This window comes from Streptomyces pristinaespiralis (assembly GCF_001278075.1).
Lineage (GTDB): Bacteria > Actinomycetota > Actinomycetes > Streptomycetales > Streptomycetaceae > Streptomyces > Streptomyces pristinaespiralis.
This window is the reverse complement of record NZ_CP011340.1, coordinates 3,812,678-3,829,186: the sequence shown is the minus strand read 5'-3', so window position 1 is coordinate 3,829,186 and position 16,509 is coordinate 3,812,678. Positions and strand designations below refer to the sequence as shown.

Sequence of the window (16,509 nt, the reverse complement as noted above, 5' to 3'; positions counted from 1 at the left end):
GCCCGCTTTTGTTGAAGTCTTGAGCGAGTGGCGCAGGTCACAGAACGGTCAACGTCCGGGTGCCCGGGAGGCCGTGGACCGGGGTCCCGGTCCACCGCGATCCGCCCGATCCCACTGCCGAGTGACCCGGCGGTCCAATATCACCCGATGCGGTCCATCTCGAATTTGCGTGCACCCGTCACCGCTTGATAGGGCACCCCGGCTTTGACCAGCGGTAACAGCTCCGGATGTCACGTCTGGTGATCACCCGGGAGCTTCGCGTACGAAGATCACGCCTCATCCGGCTTCATGATCCTTCGTCGGGTGGTGGAGATCACAAACTCGATGCCCGACCCCGTGTCGCAGATCACAGACCGAGAGGCATAGGATGCGGGTTCCGGGCTTGTGAACTGCCTCACATGTGCACGATCTTCGGCACGGTCTGGGAGGCGGCGAGGTGATCGCCCGGGTGCGGTCCAACGGTCAAGGACGACTGGAAGGAGCGGGGAGGGTGAATGCTTACGCGCCCATCCTTGTGCTCGGCGCCCTCGGGGCAGGGTTTGCGATCTTCTCCGTGGTCATGGCCACGCTTATCGGCCCCAAGCGGTACAACCGGGCAAAGCTCGAAGCGTACGAGTGCGGCATCGAGCCCACACCTACGCCCGCCGGAGGCGGACGCTTTCCGATCAAGTACTACCTGACGGCGATGCTCTTCATCATTTTCGACATCGAGATCGTCTTCCTCTATCCCTGGGCCGTCACCTTCGACGCCCTGGGGATCTTCGGGCTCGTGGAGATGCTGCTCTTCGTGCTCACCGTCTTCGTCGCCTACGCGTATGTATGGCGGCGCGGCGGCCTGGAATGGGACTGAGGGGCTGAGGGGCACACCATGGGACTCGAAGAGAAGCTGCCGAGCGGTTTCCTGCTGACCACCGTCGAACAGGCCGCGGGCTGGGTGCGCAAGTCATCCGTCTTTCCCGCGACGTTCGGTCTGGCCTGCTGCGCCATCGAGATGATGACGACCGGCGCCGGCCGGTACGACCTGGCCCGTTTCGGTATGGAGGTCTTCCGCGGATCGCCGCGCCAGGCCGACCTGATGATCGTGGCCGGCCGGGTGAGCCAGAAGATGGCGCCCGTCCTGCGCCAGGTCTACGACCAGATGCCCAACCCCAAGTGGGTCATCTCCATGGGCGTTTGCGCGTCATCGGGCGGAATGTTCAACAATTACGCGATTGTGCAGGGTGTTGATCATATTGTCCCCGTTGACATCTATCTGCCCGGCTGCCCCCCGCGCCCCGAGATGCTGATGGACGCGATCCTCAAGCTCCACCAGAAGATCCAGGGCTCCAAGCTCGGTGTGAACGCGGAGGAAGCGGCCCGCGAGGCGGAGGAGGCGGCCCTCAAGGCGCTCCCGACGATCGAGATGAAGGGGCTGCTGCGATGACGGACCAGCCGAATCCCGAGAAGGACCTCTCCGCGCAGAATCTTCCCGGTCAGCGCGGCGAGCACGGCGAGGAGATCCGCGTCCAGCGCGGCATGTTCGGCGCCAACAACGGAGGGGACACGTCCGGCTACGGAGGGTTGGTCCGCTCCGTCCGGCTCCCGGGCCCGGCCGTCCGCCCGTACGGCGGCTGGTTCGACGAGGTGGCCGACGAACTCGAGGGCGCGCTCGAGGAGCAGGGCATCGTCCCCGAGGACGCCGTCGAGAAGACCGTCGTCGACCGCGGCGAACTGACCTTCCACATCGCGCGCGAACACCTGCTGCAGGTGGCGAGGACACTGCGGGACGACCCGGCGCTGCGCTTCGAGCTCTGCACCGGGGTCAGCGGGGTGCACTACCTGGAGGACAAGGGCCGGGAGCTGCACGCCGTCTACCACCTGCGCTCGCTCACCCACGGCCGGCTGATCCGGCTCGAGGTCTCCGCCCCGGACCGCGACCCGCACGTCCCGTCGCTGGTGTCGGTCTATCCGACCAACGACTGGCACGAGCGCGAGACCTACGACTTCTTCGGGCTCGTCTTCGACGGCCACCCCGCCCTCACCCGGATCATGATGCCGGACGACTGGCAGGGCTTCCCGCAGCGCAAGGACTATCCGCTCGGCGGCATCGCCGTCGAGTACAAGGGCGCCCAGATCCCGGCTCCGGACCAGCGGAGGTCGTACTCGTGACTACACCGTCTGCACACGCACGCGAAACCACCGAGGGCCCCGTCTACACGGTCACCGGTGGCGACTGGGACGAGGTCGTCCGGTCCGCAGCCAAGGCCGACGACGAGCGCATCGTCGTCAACATGGGCCCGCAGCACCCCTCCACGCACGGAGTGCTCCGCCTGATCCTCGAGATCGACGGCGAGACGGTCACCGAGGCCCGCTGCGGCATCGGTTACCTCCACACCGGCATCGAGAAGAACCTCGAGTACCGGACGTGGACGCAGGGCACCACCTTCGTGACGCGCATGGACTACCTGACGCCGTTCTTCAACGAGACGGCGTACTGCCTCGGCGTGGAGCGGCTGCTCGGCATCGAGGACCAGATCCCCGACCGGGCGACCGTCATCCGCGTCCTGCTGATGGAGCTCAACCGCCTCTCGTCGCACCTGGTGTGCATCGCCACCGGCGGTATGGAGCTCGGCGCCACCACGATCATGATCTACGGATTCCGTGATCGTGAACTCATTCTCGACATCTACGAGCTGATCACCGGCCTGCGCATGAACCACGCGTACATCAGGCCCGGCGGACTGGCCCAGGACCTGCCCCCCGGCGCGGTCGACCAGCTCCGCGAGTTCGTGAAGACGATGAAGAAGAACCTGCCGGAGTACGACAAGCTCGCCACCGGCAACCCGATCTTCAAGGCCCGTATGCAGGACGTCGGGTACCTGGACCTCACCGGGTGCATGGCGCTCGGCGCGACCGGCCCGATCCTGCGCTCCACGGGCCTCGCCCACGACCTGCGCAAGACCGACCCGTACTGCGGCTACGAGACGTACGACTTCGACGTCCCGACCGCCGACACCTGCGACTCCTACGGGCGCTTCCTCATCCGCCTCGAGGAGATGCGGCAGTCGCTGCGGATCGTCGAGCAGTGCCTGGACCGGCTCGAGCCGGGCCCGGTGATGGTCGCCGACAAGAAGATCGCCTGGCCCGCGCAGCTCGCGCTCGGCCCCGACGGTCTCGGCAACTCCCTGGACCACATCAAGAAGATCATGGGCACCTCGATGGAGGCCCTGATCCACCACTTCAAGCTGGTGACCGAGGGGTTCAGGGTGCCGGCCGGACAGGCGTACGCCGCGGTCGAGTCCCCGAAGGGCGAACTCGGCGTCCATGTCGTCTCCGACGGCGGGACCCGCCCCTTCCGGGTCCACTTCAGGGACCCGTCGTTCACCAATCTGCAGGCCATGGCGGCCATGTGCGAAGGCGGCCAGGTGGCCGACGTCATCGTCGCCGTCGCGTCCATCGACCCCGTGATGGGAGGCGTCGACCGATGACGGACGTATCACTGGGCATGCCGCAGCTGCCCGCCCCGGACTACCCGGCCGAGGTGCGTGCGCGGCTCGAGGCGGACGCGAAGGAGATCATCGCCCGCTACCCCGGCAGCCGGTCCGCCCTGCTGCCGCTGCTGCACCTGGTGCAGTCGGAGGAGGGCCATGTCTCCCGCACCGGCATGCGGTTCTGCGCCGAGATGCTGGACCTGACCACGGCAGAGGTCACCGCGGTCGCGACCTTCTACTCGATGTACCGGCGCAAGCCGTCCGGCGAGTACCAGGTCGGCGTCTGCACCAACACGCTCTGCGCGGTGATGGGCGGCGACGCGATCTTCGAGGAGCTGAAGGAGCACCTCGGCGTCGGCAACAACGAGACGACCCACGACGGCAAGATCACCCTCGAGCACATCGAGTGCAACGCGGCCTGCGACTTCGCGCCCGTGGTGATGGTCAACTGGGAGTTCTTCGACAACCAGACGCCTCAGTCCGCCAAGCAGCTCGTCGACGACCTGCGCGCGGGCGAGCAGGTCGTCCCCACCCGTGGCGCGCCGCTGTGCACCTACAAGGAGACGGCCCGCATCCTGGCCGGCTTCCCCGACCAGCGGCCCGGCGCGGTGGAGGCCGGCGGCGGCGCGGGACCCGCGTCGCTCATCGGTCTCAAGCTCGCCAAGGGCGAGGCCGCTCCGGCGCGGGTGGTCCACCCGCGCGGCGAGTACCCCGAGGACCGTCCGCAGGCCGGATCCGAGCACCTCAGCTCGCACGACGCACCGCAGAAGACGTCGGCATCCGACCCGGACAACCCGGCCGGACCTGTCGCGGAGGGTGAGTGATGACCTTGTCCACCGAGTACGACGGCGGCTCCCGGCCGGAGGTCGGGGGAGAGAGCAGCCCTGAAAAGCTCCTCTCCCCTGTCCTGTCGGCCTTCTGGGACGATCCGCGGTCGTGGACGCTCGCGACCTACCGCAGGCACGACGGCTACGAGGGCCTGCGCAAGGCGCTCGCCATGTCGCCCGACGACCTGATCGCGTACGTCAAGGACGCCGGACTGCGCGGCCGTGGCGGCGCGGGCTTCCCCACCGGCATGAAGTGGCAGTTCATTCCGCAGGGCGACGGCAAGCCGCACTACCTCGTCGTCAACGCCGACGAGTCGGAGCCCGGCACCTGCAAGGACATCCCCCTTCTCTTCGCCAATCCGCACTCCCTCATCGAGGGGATCGTGATCGCCTGCTACGCGATCCGCTCCAGCCACGCCTTCATCTATCTGCGCGGCGAGGTCGTCCCCGTCCTGCGGCGGCTGCACGAGGCCGTGCGCGAGGCGTACGAGGCGGGATTCCTCGGCAAGAACATCCTCGGCAGCGGCCTCGACCTCGAACTCACCGTGCACGCGGGCGCCGGCGCCTACATCTGCGGTGAGGAGACCGCGCTCCTGGACTCCCTCGAAGGCCGCCGCGGCCAGCCCCGGCTGAGGCCCCCCTTCCCCGCGGTCGCCGGCCTGTACGCCTGCCCCACTGTGGTGAACAACGTCGAGTCCATCGCGTCGGTTCCCGCGATCCTGCACAAGGGCAAGGACTGGTTCAGGTCGATGGGCAGCGAGAAGTCCCCGGGCTTCACGCTGTACTCGCTCAGCGGCCACGTCGCGAGCCCCGGCCAGTACGAGGCCCCGCTCGGCATCACCCTGCGCCAGCTGCTCGACATGAGCGGCGGCATGCGGCCCGGCCACCGGCTGAAGTTCTGGACGCCGGGCGGCTCCTCGACCCCGATGTTCACCGACGAGCACCTCGACGTCCCGCTGGACTACGAGGGCGTGGGCGCCGCGGGTTCGATGCTTGGCACCAAGGCGCTCCAGTGCTTCGACGAGACGACCTGCGTGGTGCGGGCCGTCACCCGCTGGACCGAGTTCTACGCCCACGAGTCCTGCGGCAAGTGCACACCGTGCCGCGAAGGCACGTACTGGCTCGTCCAGTTGCTTCGCGACATCGAGGCCGGCAACGGCGTGATGTCCGATCTCGACAAGCTGAACGACATCGCCGACAACATCAACGGCAAGTCGTTCTGTGCCCTCGGCGACGGTGCCGCCTCGCCGATCTTCTCCTCGCTCAAGTACTTCCGCGAGGAGTACGAGCAGCACATCACGCAGGGCGGTTGTCCCTTCGACCCTGCCAGGTCGACGGCCTGGGCGGACAAGCACATGGAGGTGAACGCATGACGGTCACGACGTCTGCCCCCTCCGGGGGCTCCGAGGCCCCGGTCCCGCCCGAGGACCTCGTGACGCTGACCATCGACGGCATCGAGATCTCCGTCCCCAAGGGGACGCTGGTCATCCGGGCCGCCGAGCTCCTCGGCATCGAGATCCCGCGCTTCTGCGACCACCCGCTCCTCGACCCGGCCGGCGCCTGCCGCCAGTGCATCGTCGAGGTGGAGGGCCAGCGCAAGCCGATGGCCTCCTGCACCATCACCTGCACCGACGGCATGGTCGTCAGGTCGCAGCTCACCTCGCCCGTCGCCGAGAAGGCGCAGAAGGGCGTGATGGAGCTGCTGCTGATCAACCATCCGCTGGACTGCCCGGTCTGCGACAAGGGCGGCGAGTGCCCCCTGCAGAACCAGGCCGTCTCGCACGGCCAGGCCGAATCGCGGTTCGACGGCAAGAAGCGCACCTTCGAGAAGCCGGTCCCGCTCTCCACGCAGGTGCTGCTCGACCGCGAGCGGTGCGTTCTCTGCGCCCGCTGCACCCGCTTCTCCAACCAGGTCGCCGGCGACCCGATGATCGAGCTGCTGGAGCGCGGCGCGCTGCAGCAGGTCGGCACCGGTGAGGGCGACCCGTTCGAGTCGTACTTCTCCGGCAACACCATCCAGATCTGCCCGGTGGGCGCGCTGACCTCGGCCGCCTACCGCTTCCGCTCCCGCCCCTTCGACCTGGTGTCCTCGCCGAGCGTGTGCGAGCACTGTGCGGGCGGCTGCGCCACCCGCACCGACCACCGCCGCGGCAAGGTCATGCGGCGGCTGGCCGCACAGGACCCGGAGGTCAACGAGGAGTGGCTGTGCGACAAGGGCCGCTTCGGCTTCCGCTACGCCCAGCAGCGTGACCGGCTCACCACGCCGCTCGTGCGCAACGAGCAGGGAGTGCTGGAGCCTGCGAGCTGGCCGGAGGCGCTGGAGGCCGCGGCCCGCGGCCTCGTCAAGGGCCGCACCGGTGTCCTGACCGGCGGCCGGCTGACCGTCGAGGACGCCTACGCGTACGCCAAGTTCGCCCGGGTCGCGCTCGACACCAACGACATCGACTTCCGTGCGCGGGCGCACTCCGCGGAGGAGGCCGACTTCCTCGCGGCGCGCGTCGCGGGGCAGGGCCGGGACCTCTCCGGCACCGGGGTCACCTACACGTCGCTGGAGAAGGCCCCGGCGGTGCTGCTCGCGGGCTTCGAGGCGGAGGAGGAGGCCCCCGGGGTCTTCCTGCGGCTGCGCAAGGCCAACCGCCAGCACGGACAGCGTGCCTTCTCCCTCGCCACGCACGCCACGCGCGGACTCGTGAAGGCGGGCGGCACCCTGCTTCCCGCGGCGCCCGGCACCGAGACCGAGTGGCTGAACGCCCTCGCCTCGGGCGAAGGCCTCGACGAGGCCGGCGCGAAGGCGTCGGAGGCGCTGCGCGCCGAGGGCGCGGTGATCGTGGTCGGCGAGCGGCTCGCCGCCGTGCCCGGCGGTCTCACCGCCGCCGTCCGTGCCTCTGTCGCGACCGGCGCACAGCTGGTGTGGATCCCGCGCCGCGCCGGAGAGCGGGGCGCCGTGGAGGCGGGCGCGCTGCCGTCGCTGCTGCCCGGCGGCCGCCCGGCGACCGACCCCCGGGCCCGCACGGAGACCGCGGAGGTCTGGCGGGTACGTGAACTGCCGCACCGCTACGGCCGCGACACCGGCCAGATCGTCGAGGCCGCGGCCACCGGCGAACTGGGCGCGCTGCTCGTCGCTGGCGTCGAGGTCGCGGACCTGCCCGACCCGGCACGGGCGCGGGAGGCGCTCGACGCGGTCGGCTTCCTCGTGTCGCTGGAGCTGCGCCCCAGCGAGGTCACCGAGCGGGCGGACGTGGTCCTCCCCGTCGCGGCCGTCGCGGAGAAGCCCGGCACCTTCCTCAACTGGGAGGGCAGGGCCCGGATGTTCGAGGCGGCGCTCAAGCCCGAGCAGATGACCCGGACCCTCGCGCCGACCGACGCACGGGTGCTGCACATGCTCGCCGACGCGCTCGACGTGCCCTTCGGGCTGCCGGACCTCAAGTCCGTACGCACCGAACTGGACCGGCTCGGCAGCTGGGACGGCCCCCGGGCCACCGAACCGGTACAGAGCGCCGAGCCGCTGCCCCGGCCGGGCTCCGGCGAGGCGGTCCTCGCGGGACACCGGCTCCTGCTCGACCAGGGTCTGCTCCAGCAGGGCGACGAGGCACTGGCCGGCACCCGGCACGCCGCGGTCGCCCGGCTGTCCGCGGCCACGGCGGCGGAGACGGGCGTCAAGGACGGCGACGAGCTGGAGGTCCGCGGACCGGCCGGCTCCGTACGGCTGCCGCTCCAGGTGAGCGAGATGCCCGACCGGGTGGTGTGGCTGCCGATGAACTCCGTCGGCGGCGGCGTCACCACGGACACCGGGGCGCGCCCCGGCGAGCTGGTCCGTATCGCGGCGGCGACGGGCGCGACGGAGGTGGAGGCATGACCGTCCTGGCATTGGAAGACCTGTCGATGTTCGGACGCGACCCCTGGTGGCTCGTCCTCATCAAGGCGGTGTTCTGCTTCGCCTTCCTGATGGTGACCGTGCTCTTCTCCATCGTGTGGGAGCGCAAGGTCGTCGCCTGGATGCAGCTGCGGATCGGCCCCAACAGGCACGGCCCCTGGGGCATGCTCCAGTCGCTCGCCGACGGCATCAAGCTGATGCTGAAGGAAGACGTCATCGTCAAGCGGGCCGACAAGATCGTCTACGTCCTGGCGCCGGTCGTGGCCGCGATCCCCGCCTTCATGGCGATCGCCGTGATCCCCTTCGGCCCCTCGGGGAACGAGGTGTCGATCTTCGGCCAGCGCACCACGATGCAGCTCACCGACCTGCCGATCGCGATGCTCTACATCCTCGCGATCGCCTCCGTCGGCATCTACGGCATCGTGCTCGCCGGCTGGTCGTCCGGCTCGACCTACCCGCTGCTCGGCGGTCTGCGCTCCTGCGCGCAGATGATCTCCTACGAGATCGCGATGGGCGCGGCGTTCGCCTCCGTCTTCCTCTACTCCGGGTCCATGTCGACCTCGGCGATCGTGGAGGCGCAGGCCGACCGCTGGTTCATCATCCTGCTGCCGGTCTCCTTCATCATCTACGTCGTCACGATGGTCGGTGAGACCAACCGCGCCCCGTTCGACATGCCGGAGTCCGAGGGCGACCTGGTCGGCGGCTTCAACACCGAGTACAGCTCCATCAAGTTCGCGATGTTCATGCTGGCCGAGTACGTCAACATGGTCACCGTCTCCGCCGTCTCCGTGACGCTCTTCCTGGGCGGCTGGCGGGCGCCGTACCCGATCTCCACCTTCTGGGAGGGCGCGAACCACGGCTGGTGGCCGATGCTCTGGTTCGTCCTCAAGGTCCAGCTGCTGCTGTTCTTCTTCATCTGGCTGCGCGGCACGCTGCCCCGGGTCCGCTACGACCAGCTGATGAAGCTCGGCTGGAAGGTCCTGATCCCGGTCTCCGTGGTCTGGCTGATGCTGGTGGCGACCGTGCGCGCGCTGCGCAACGAGAACTACGACTTCCAGCAGATCGTGCTGTACGTCGGCGGCGCGGTGATCGCGGTGCTGCTGCTCTCCTTCGTCGCCGACATGTTCCGCGGCCGCAAGGAAAAGGCGGACGAGGCGGCCGAGGCGCCGCCCGCGGCCTTCGACCCGATGGCGGGCGGTTTCCCCGTACCGCCGCTGCCCGGCCAGGAGTTGCCCCCGGTGCCGCGCAGGCGGCCCCGGCGCGAACGCGAACTGATCGTCAGCGGCGGCCCCAATGACAGTGATGGTCCTCGGGACGGAAAGGAGGCTGACGGTGTCTGAGGAATCGAAGCGCAAGGAATCCGGTGGCAAGGAATCCGAGAGCACGTTCCTGAATCCGGTTGCCGGCTTCGGCGTGACCTTCAAGGCCATGTTCAAGAAGCGGCTGACCGAGCAGTACCCGGAGCAGCAGAAGGTCACGGCGCCGCGCTTCCACGGCCGGCACCAGCTCAACCGCCATCCGGACGGACTCGAGAAGTGCGTCGGGTGCGAGCTGTGCGCGTGGGCCTGCCCGGCGGACGCGATCTATGTGGAGGGCGCGGACAACACGGAGGAGGAGCGCTACTCCCCGGGTGAGCGGTACGGCCGCGTCTACCAGATCAACTACGCCCGCTGCATCCTGTGCGGTCTGTGCATCGAGGCCTGTCCGACCCGCGCGCTGACGATGACGAACGAGTTCGAACTCGCCGACTCGAGCCGCGAGAACCTCATCTACACCAAGGAGCAGCTGCTCGCCGGTCTGGACGAGAACATGGTCGACACGCCGCACGCGATCTACCCCGGCATGGACGAACAGGACTACTACCGGGGCCTGATCACCGAGGCCGCGCCGGGCACCGAACAGCAGGCAGCGGTGTCCAAGGACCAGAAGGCCCAGGAGGGCGAGTCGACCTTCGGTGAGGACGAGCCCGCCTCGAAGAAGGTGATCGGCGCATGAACACGCTCGCCGCATCCGCCACCTCCACCGGCGAGGCCGTCCAGTTCTGGGTGCTCGGCACGATCGCCGTGATCGGGGCGCTCTGCACGATCCTGATGAAGCGGGCCGTGCACAGCGCCCTGTGCCTGGCCGGGACGATGATCATCCTCGCGGTGTTCTACCTGGCCAACGGCGCGTACTTCCTGGGCGTCGTCCAGATCGTCGTCTACACCGGCGCGATCATGATGCTGTTCCTCTTCGTCGTCATGCTGGTCGGCGTCACGGCCGCCGACTCGCTCAAGGAGACGCTGAAGGGACAGCGCTGGCTCGCCGCCGCGTGCGGCCTCGGCTTCGGCATCCTGCTGATCGCCGGCATCGGCAACGCCTCCCTGAAGAACTTCAACGGACTGGGCGCCGCCAACTCCGCGCACGGCGGGAACGTTGAGGGCCTCGCGGCCCTGATCTTCACCAAGTACGTCTTCGCCTTCGAGATCACCGGCGCGCTGCTGATCACCGCGGCCGTCGGCGCGATGGTGCTCACCCACCGGGAGCGCACCGAGCGGGCCAAGACCCAGCGCGAACTCTCCGAGCAGCGCGTACGCGAGGGCAAGCATCTGCCCCCGCTGCCCGCGCCCGGCGTCTACGCCCGGCACAACGCGGTGGACATCGCCGGTCTGCTGCCGGACGGCACCCCGTCCGAGCTGACCGTCAACCGGACGCTGCGCGACCGCGGTCAGATCCGGGACGTCTCGACGGAGGCGCTCGACGACCTCAAGGCCCTGGAGCAGCGCTCCGAGGAGCGCCTCGGACGTGACCGGGACGCCCGCGACCGGGACGGACAGGAGGCCAAGCGGTGAATCCGGTCAACTACCTCTATCTCGCCGCCCTGCTGTTCACCATCGGCGCGGCGGGGGTCCTGATCCGGCGGAACGCGATCGTGGTGTTCATGTGCGTCGAGCTGATGCTCAACGCCTGCAACCTCGCGTTCGTCGCCTTCTCCCGTATGCACGGCAATCTCGACGGCCAGGTCATCGCGTTCTTCACGATGGTCGTCGCCGCGGCAGAGGTCGTGGTCGGGCTCGCGATCATCGTGTCGCTGTTCCGCTCCCGCCACTCGGCCTCGGTCGACGACGCCAGCCTGATGAAGCTGTAAGGGGTCGGAAGAATCGTGGAGAACCTGATTGCGCTGCTCGTCGCGGCGCCTCTGCTCGGAGCGGCGGTCCTGCTGTGCGGCGGGCGCCGCCTCGATGGGTCCGGTCACTGGCTGGGCACCCTGCTCGCGGCCGCTTCCTTCGTCGTCGGCGCGGTGCTGTTCGTCGACATGCTGGGCAAGGGCGCCGAGGAACGGGCCCTGCACCAGAAGCTGTTCAGCTGGATCCCCGTCGAGGGCTTCCAGGCGGACATCGCCTTCCAGCTCGACCAGCTGTCGATGACGTTCGTCCTGCTGATCACCGGTGTGGGCACCCTGATCCACATCTACTCGATCGGCTACATGGAGCACGACGAGCGGCGCCGCCGCTTCTTCGGCTACCTCAACCTGTTCCTCGCGGCGATGCTCCTGCTGGTCGTCGCCGACAACTACCTGCTGCTGTACGTGGGCTGGGAGGGCGTCGGTCTCGCGTCCTACCTGCTCATCGGCTTCTGGCAGCACAAGCCCAGCGCGGCCACCGCGGCGAAGAAGGCCTTCCTCGTCAACCGCGTCGGTGACATGGGCCTGTCGATCGCGATCATGCTGATGTTCACCACCTTCGGCACCTTCGCGTTCGGCCCGGTGCTGGCGGCGACGGAGGAGACGAGCGAGGGCATGCTGACGGCCATCGGCCTGATGCTGCTGCTCGCCGCGTGCGGCAAGTCGGCCCAGGTGCCGCTGCAGTCCTGGCTCGGGGACGCGATGGAGGGCCCGACTTCGGTCTCCGCCCTGATCCACGCGGCCACCATGGTCACCGCCGGCGTCTACCTGATCGTCCGCTCCGGCGCGATCTTCAACGCCGCACCGGACGCGCAGCTCGCCGTCGTCATCGTCGGCGCCGTCACGCTGCTCTTCGGTGCGATCGTCGGTTGCGCGAAGGACGACATCAAGAAGGCGCTGGCCGGTTCGACGATGTCGCAGATCGGCTACATGGTCCTCGCGGCCGGTCTCGGCCCGATCGGCTACGCCTTCGCGATCATGCACCTGGTGACGCACGGCTTCTTCAAGGCCGGGCTCTTCCTCGGCGCCGGTTCGGTCATGCACGGCATGAACGACGAGGTCGACATGAGGAAGTACGGCGGTCTGCGCAAGTACATGCCGATCACCTTCGTCACCTTCGGTCTCGGCTACCTGGCGATCATCGGCTTCCCCGGTCTGTCCGGCTTCTGGTCCAAGGACAAGATCATCGAGGCGGCGTTCGCCTACGACGACGGGATCCGCGGCTGGATCTTCGGCGGTGTGGCCCTGCTCGGCGCGGGCATCACCGCGTTCTACATGACGCGCGTGATGATCATGACCTTCTTCGGTGAGAAGCGCTGGCAGCCGGCGCCCGACGCGGACAAGGCGGCGAGTGCCGAGCCCGCCGCGGAGTCCCACGCCGGCGAGATGCCGCACCCGCACGAGTCGCCCAGGTCGATGACGATCCCGATGATCGTGCTCGCCTTCGGATCGGTCTTCGCGGGAGCGTTCTTCTCCATCGGCGACCGGTTCGCCAACTGGCTCGCCCCGGTGACCGAGTTCGAGCACCCGCACCCGGTGATCAGCGTCCCGGCCATCACCACCGCGACCATGGTCGTCCTGCTGGCCGGAGCACTGATCGCCTACCTGATGTACGGGCGCCGGCCGGTGCCGGTCACCGCACCGCGCGGCTCGCTGCTCACCCGGGCCGCCCGCCGCGACCTCCTCCAGGACGACTTCAACCACGTGGTCCTGGTCCGCGGTGGCGAGCACCTCACCCGGTCGCTGGTCTACGTCGACCACAGCCTGGTCGACGGCGTGGTGAACGGCACGGCCGCCTCGTTCGGCGGGCTCTCCGGCCGGCTGCGCAAGCTGCAGAACGGCTACGCCCGCAGCTACGCGGTCTCGATGTTCGGCGGTACGGCGATCCTGATCGCCGCGACCCTGCTGATGAGGGCGGTCTGACATGTCCTTCCCGATCCTGACGGCCACGGCGGTGCTCCCGGCGGTGGGCGCCATCGTCACCGCCGCCGTCCCCGCCACGCGCAGGACCGCCGCCAAATGGGTGGCCCTGCTCTTCTCGCTCGCCACGCTGGTCATGGCCGCGATCGTGCTCGTACGGTTCGAGCCGGGTGGCGACCGGTACCAGCTCACCGAATCGCACGCCTGGATCGCCGACTTCGGCGTCCGCTACGAGCTCGGCGTGGACGGCATCGGGGTCGTGATGGTGGCGCTCACCGCGCTGCTGATCCCGTTCGTCATCCTCGCGGGCTGGCACGACGCCGATCCCCTCGAGAACAAGTCGTCACGCTGGCGGCCCACTCAGGGCTTCTTCGCCCTGATCCTCATGGTCGAGGCGATGGTGGTCCTGTCCTTCGAGGCCACCGACGTCTTCCTCTTCTACATCCTCTTCGAAGCCATGCTCATCCCGATGTACTTCCTCATCGGCGGCTTCGGCGACCGCGCCCACTCCGGCACCGACGAGAACGCCGCCGCGCAGCGTTCGTACGCGGCGGTCAAGTTCCTGCTCTACAACCTGGCCGGCGGCCTGATCATGCTCGCCGCCGTCATCGGGCTGTACGTGGTCGCGGGGAGCTTCTCGCTCTCCGAGATCGCGGAGGCCAGGGCGAGCGGCTCGCTGGACATGGCGACCACCACCGAACGGCTGCTGTTCCTCGGCTTCTTCTTCGCCTTCGCGATCAAGGCGCCGCTGTGGCCGTTGCACACCTGGCTGCCCAACGCCATGGGCGAGGCGACGGCCCCCGTCGCCGTGCTCATCACGGCGGTCGTCGACAAGGTCGGCACCTTCGCGATGCTGCGCTTCTGCCTCCAGCTCTTCCCGGAGGCGTCGAAGTGGGCCACCCCGGTGATCATCGTGCTGGCGCTGGTCAGCATCGTCTACGGCGCGCTGCTGGCGGTCGGCCAGCGCGACATCAAGCGCCTGATCGCCTACGCGTCGGTCTCGCACTTCGGCTTCATCGTCCTCGGCATCTTCGCCATGACCAGCCAGGGCCAGTCCGGCGCGACGCTCTACATGGTCAACCACGGCCTGTCCACAGCGGCGCTGATGCTGGTGGCCGGCTTCCTGATCTCGAGGCGCGGCTCGCGGCTCATCGCCGACTACGGCGGTGTGCAGAAGGTCGCCCCGGTGCTCGCGGGCACGTTCCTGATCGGCGGCCTGGCCACTCTCTCGCTGCCGGGGCTCGCGCCGTTCGTCAGTGAATTCCTGGTCCTGGTCGGCACGTTCGCCGTCTATCCGGTGGCCGGGATCATCGCGACCCTCGGCATCGTGCTCGCCGCGCTCTACACCCTGGTCCTCTACCAGCGGACGATGACCGGCCCGGTGAGGACCGAGGTGCGCACGATGCCGGACCTCAAGGTGCGGGAACTGGCGGTGGTCGCCCCGCTGATCGCCCTGCTGCTCTTCCTCGGCGTCTTCCCGAAGCCGCTGACGGAGATCATCAACCCGGCCGTGGAGCACACGATGTCCGACGTACAGAAGCAGGACCCCCGGCCCGATGTGGAGGCGGCCAAGTGAGCGCTACAGCTGTCCACAGCCTGTGGACAACGGCGGCGGAGGTCGAGCCCCTGGGCAAGATCCCCACGCCCCACATCGAGTACGCACAACTGGCACCCGTGCTGATCGTGGTCGGTGCGGCCGTCCTGGGCATCCTCGTGGAGGCCTTCGTCCCGCGCAGGGCCCGTTACTACACACAGCTGTTCCTCACCAGCGTCGCGCTGGCGGCCGCCTTCGCGGCGGTCGTCGGGCTCGCCGCCGGCGGGTACGGCACCACCGAGAAGCAGATCGCGGCGATGGGCGCCATCGCGGTCGACGGACCGGCGCTGTTCCTTCAGGGCACCATCCTGCTGGCCTCGCTGGTGTCGGTCTTCACCTTCGCCGAACGCCGGCTCGACCCGGCGGCGCACGGCAACCGCATCGACTCGTTCGCCGCGGAGGCCGCCGCCGTACCCGGCAGCGAGCACGAGAAGGCCGCCGTCAAGGCGGGGTTCACCACCACCGAGGTGTTCCCGCTCGTGCTGTTCGCGATCACCGGCATGCTGGTCTTCCCGGCCGCCAACGATCTGCTGACGCTCTTCATCGCCCTCGAGGTGTTCTCCCTCCCGCTGTACCTCCTGTGCGCCGTGGCCCGCCGCAAGCGGCTCATGTCGCAGGAGGCCGCGGTGAAGTACTTCCTGCTGGGCGCGTTCTCCTCGGCGTTCCTGCTCTTCGGCATCGCCCTGGTCTACGGCTACGCGGGCTCCGTCTCGTACGCCCGGATCGCGGACGTCGTCGAGGGCAGCGTGCGCACCATCGACCCGGCGCTCGCCGACACCATGGGCAACGACGCGCTGCTGCTGATCGGCGGCGCGCTGATCCTGATGGGCCTGCTGTTCAAGGTCGGCGCGGTGCCGTTCCACATGTGGACGCCGGACGTCTACCAGGGCGCACCGACCCCGGTCACCGGCTTCATGGCCGCGGCCACCAAGGTCGCCGCCTTCGGCGCCCTGCTGCGGCTGCTGTACGTGGCGCTGCCGGGCCTCGCCTGGGACTGGCAGCCGGTCATGTGGGCGATCGCCATCGTCACCATGCTCGGCGGTGCGATCGTCGCGATCACGCAGACCGACATCAAGCGGCTGCTGGCGTACTCGTCGATCGCCCACGCCGGTTTCATCCTCGCCGGTGTCATCGCCACGACCCCCGAGGGCATCTCGTCCGTCCTCTTCTACCTGCTGGCCTACTCCTTCGTGACGATCGGCGCGTTCGCGGTCGTCACGCTGGTCCGCGACGCGGGCGGCGAGGCGACCCACCTCTCCAAGTGGGCGGGTCTGGGACGGCGTTCGCCGCTGGTGGCGGCGGTCTTCGCGGTGTTCCTGCTGGCCTTCGCGGGCATCCCGCTGACCTCCGGTTTCGCGGGCAAGTTCGCGGTCTTCAAGGCCGCGGCCGAGGGCGGCGCCGGGGCGCTGGTCGTGGTCGGTGTGATCTCGTCGGCGATCGCGGCGTTCTTCTACATCCGGGTCATCGTGCTGATGTTCTTCAGCGAGCCGAAGCCGGAGGGTCCGACGGTCGCGGTGCCCTCGCCGCTGACGATGACGACGATCGGGGTCGGCGTGGCGGTCACGCTGGTGCTCGGTCTCGCCCCGCAGTACTTCCTGGATCTGGCGAGCCAGGCGGGCGTGTTCGTCCGCTGACGAGCGGCACAGCGAGAAGGTCCGGCG

The 16,509-nt window shown here is 68.9% G+C and carries 14 protein-coding genes; all 14 read left to right on the top strand.

Features of this window, described 5'->3' with window-relative positions:
* Positions 1 to 490: 490 nt before the first annotated feature.
* From SPRI_RS16080 to nuoN, 14 genes are read left to right on the top strand one after another with little or no spacing between them, the layout of a single operon-like run.
* Positions 491 to 850 (top strand): NADH-quinone oxidoreductase subunit A, encoded by a 360-nt coding sequence (locus SPRI_RS16080; protein ID WP_003974383.1) that lies wholly within the window; start codon positions 491 to 493, stop codon positions 848 to 850.
* Positions 851 to 868: 18 nt separating this feature from the next.
* Complete coding sequence (locus tag SPRI_RS16075; protein ID WP_005313804.1) at positions 869 to 1,423, top strand: NuoB/complex I 20 kDa subunit family protein; 555 nt, start codon at positions 869 to 871, stop codon at positions 1,421 to 1,423.
* Positions 1,420 to 2,148 (top strand): NADH-quinone oxidoreductase subunit C, encoded by a 729-nt coding sequence (locus tag SPRI_RS16070; protein WP_005313802.1) that lies wholly within the window; start codon positions 1,420 to 1,422, stop codon positions 2,146 to 2,148. Before SPRI_RS16075 ends, SPRI_RS16070 begins: the two co-directional genes overlap by 4 nt.
* Positions 2,145 to 3,467, top strand: coding sequence for an NADH-quinone oxidoreductase subunit D (locus tag SPRI_RS16065; protein ID WP_005313799.1), 1,323 nt, complete (start codon positions 2,145 to 2,147; stop codon positions 3,465 to 3,467). The genes SPRI_RS16070 and SPRI_RS16065 overlap by 4 nt, the downstream gene beginning before the upstream one ends.
* Positions 3,464 to 4,294: an NADH-quinone oxidoreductase subunit NuoE gene (nuoE, locus tag SPRI_RS16060; protein WP_005313792.1), complete on the top strand. Its 831-nt coding sequence runs from the start codon at positions 3,464 to 3,466 to the stop codon at positions 4,292 to 4,294. Before SPRI_RS16065 ends, nuoE begins: the two co-directional genes overlap by 4 nt.
* On the top strand, positions 4,294 to 5,670 hold the full coding sequence (gene nuoF, locus SPRI_RS16055; RefSeq protein WP_037774024.1) for an NADH-quinone oxidoreductase subunit NuoF: 1,377 nt from the start codon (positions 4,294 to 4,296) through the stop codon (positions 5,668 to 5,670). Before nuoE ends, nuoF begins: the two co-directional genes overlap by 1 nt.
* Positions 5,667 to 8,153: an NADH-quinone oxidoreductase subunit G gene (locus tag SPRI_RS16050; RefSeq protein ID WP_053557032.1), complete on the top strand. Its 2,487-nt coding sequence runs from the start codon at positions 5,667 to 5,669 to the stop codon at positions 8,151 to 8,153. The genes nuoF and SPRI_RS16050 overlap by 4 nt, the downstream gene beginning before the upstream one ends.
* On the top strand, positions 8,150 to 9,511 hold the full coding sequence (gene nuoH, locus SPRI_RS16045; RefSeq protein ID WP_037774022.1) for an NADH-quinone oxidoreductase subunit NuoH: 1,362 nt from the start codon (positions 8,150 to 8,152) through the stop codon (positions 9,509 to 9,511). The genes SPRI_RS16050 and nuoH overlap by 4 nt, the downstream gene beginning before the upstream one ends.
* Positions 9,504 to 10,166 carry an NADH-quinone oxidoreductase subunit NuoI gene (nuoI, locus tag SPRI_RS16040; RefSeq protein WP_037774021.1) on the top strand — a complete coding sequence of 221 codons (663 nt, stop codon included), beginning with the start codon at positions 9,504 to 9,506 and terminating at the stop codon, positions 10,164 to 10,166. The genes nuoH and nuoI overlap by 8 nt, the downstream gene beginning before the upstream one ends.
* A complete protein-coding gene (locus tag SPRI_RS16035) occupies positions 10,163 to 11,002 on the top strand; it encodes an NADH-quinone oxidoreductase subunit J (RefSeq protein WP_005313774.1) in 840 nt (279 codons plus the stop codon). Before nuoI ends, SPRI_RS16035 begins: the two co-directional genes overlap by 4 nt.
* Positions 10,999 to 11,298 (top strand): NADH-quinone oxidoreductase subunit NuoK, encoded by a 300-nt coding sequence (gene nuoK / locus SPRI_RS16030; RefSeq protein ID WP_005313772.1) that lies wholly within the window; start codon positions 10,999 to 11,001, stop codon positions 11,296 to 11,298. The genes SPRI_RS16035 and nuoK overlap by 4 nt, the downstream gene beginning before the upstream one ends.
* A 15-nt stretch (positions 11,299 to 11,313) precedes the next feature.
* Positions 11,314 to 13,257 (top strand): NADH-quinone oxidoreductase subunit L, encoded by a 1,944-nt coding sequence (gene nuoL, locus SPRI_RS16025; RefSeq protein ID WP_053557031.1) that lies wholly within the window; start codon positions 11,314 to 11,316, stop codon positions 13,255 to 13,257.
* A 1-nt stretch (position 13,258) separates the two neighbouring features.
* Positions 13,259 to 14,830 (top strand): NADH-quinone oxidoreductase subunit M, encoded by a 1,572-nt coding sequence (locus SPRI_RS16020; protein WP_005313766.1) that lies wholly within the window; start codon positions 13,259 to 13,261, stop codon positions 14,828 to 14,830.
* Complete coding sequence (gene nuoN, locus SPRI_RS16015) at positions 14,827 to 16,482, top strand: NADH-quinone oxidoreductase subunit NuoN (protein WP_005313761.1); 1,656 nt, start codon at positions 14,827 to 14,829, stop codon at positions 16,480 to 16,482. The genes SPRI_RS16020 and nuoN overlap by 4 nt, the downstream gene beginning before the upstream one ends.
* Positions 16,483 to 16,509: the final 27 nt, after the last annotated feature.

Excerpts from the sequence above, each read along its gene's own strand:
- SPRI_RS16075 (WP_005313804.1), top strand. The coding sequence starts at position 869 with ATGGGACTCGAAGAGAAGCTGCCGAGCGGTTTCCTGCTGACCACCGTC.
- SPRI_RS16070 (WP_005313802.1), top strand. The coding sequence starts at position 1,420 with ATGACGGACCAGCCGAATCCCGAGAAGGACCTCTCCGCGCAGAATCTT.
- nuoE (WP_005313792.1), top strand. The coding sequence starts at position 3,464 with ATGACGGACGTATCACTGGGCATGCCGCAGCTGCCCGCCCCGGACTAC.
- nuoF (WP_037774024.1), top strand. The coding sequence starts at position 4,294 with ATGACCTTGTCCACCGAGTACGACGGCGGCTCCCGGCCGGAGGTCGGG.
- SPRI_RS16050 (WP_053557032.1), top strand. The coding sequence starts at position 5,667 with ATGACGGTCACGACGTCTGCCCCCTCCGGGGGCTCCGAGGCCCCGGTC.
- nuoH (WP_037774022.1), top strand. The coding sequence starts at position 8,150 with ATGACCGTCCTGGCATTGGAAGACCTGTCGATGTTCGGACGCGACCCC.
- SPRI_RS16035 (WP_005313774.1), top strand. The coding sequence starts at position 10,163 with ATGAACACGCTCGCCGCATCCGCCACCTCCACCGGCGAGGCCGTCCAG.
- SPRI_RS16020 (WP_005313766.1), top strand. The coding sequence starts at position 13,259 with ATGTCCTTCCCGATCCTGACGGCCACGGCGGTGCTCCCGGCGGTGGGC.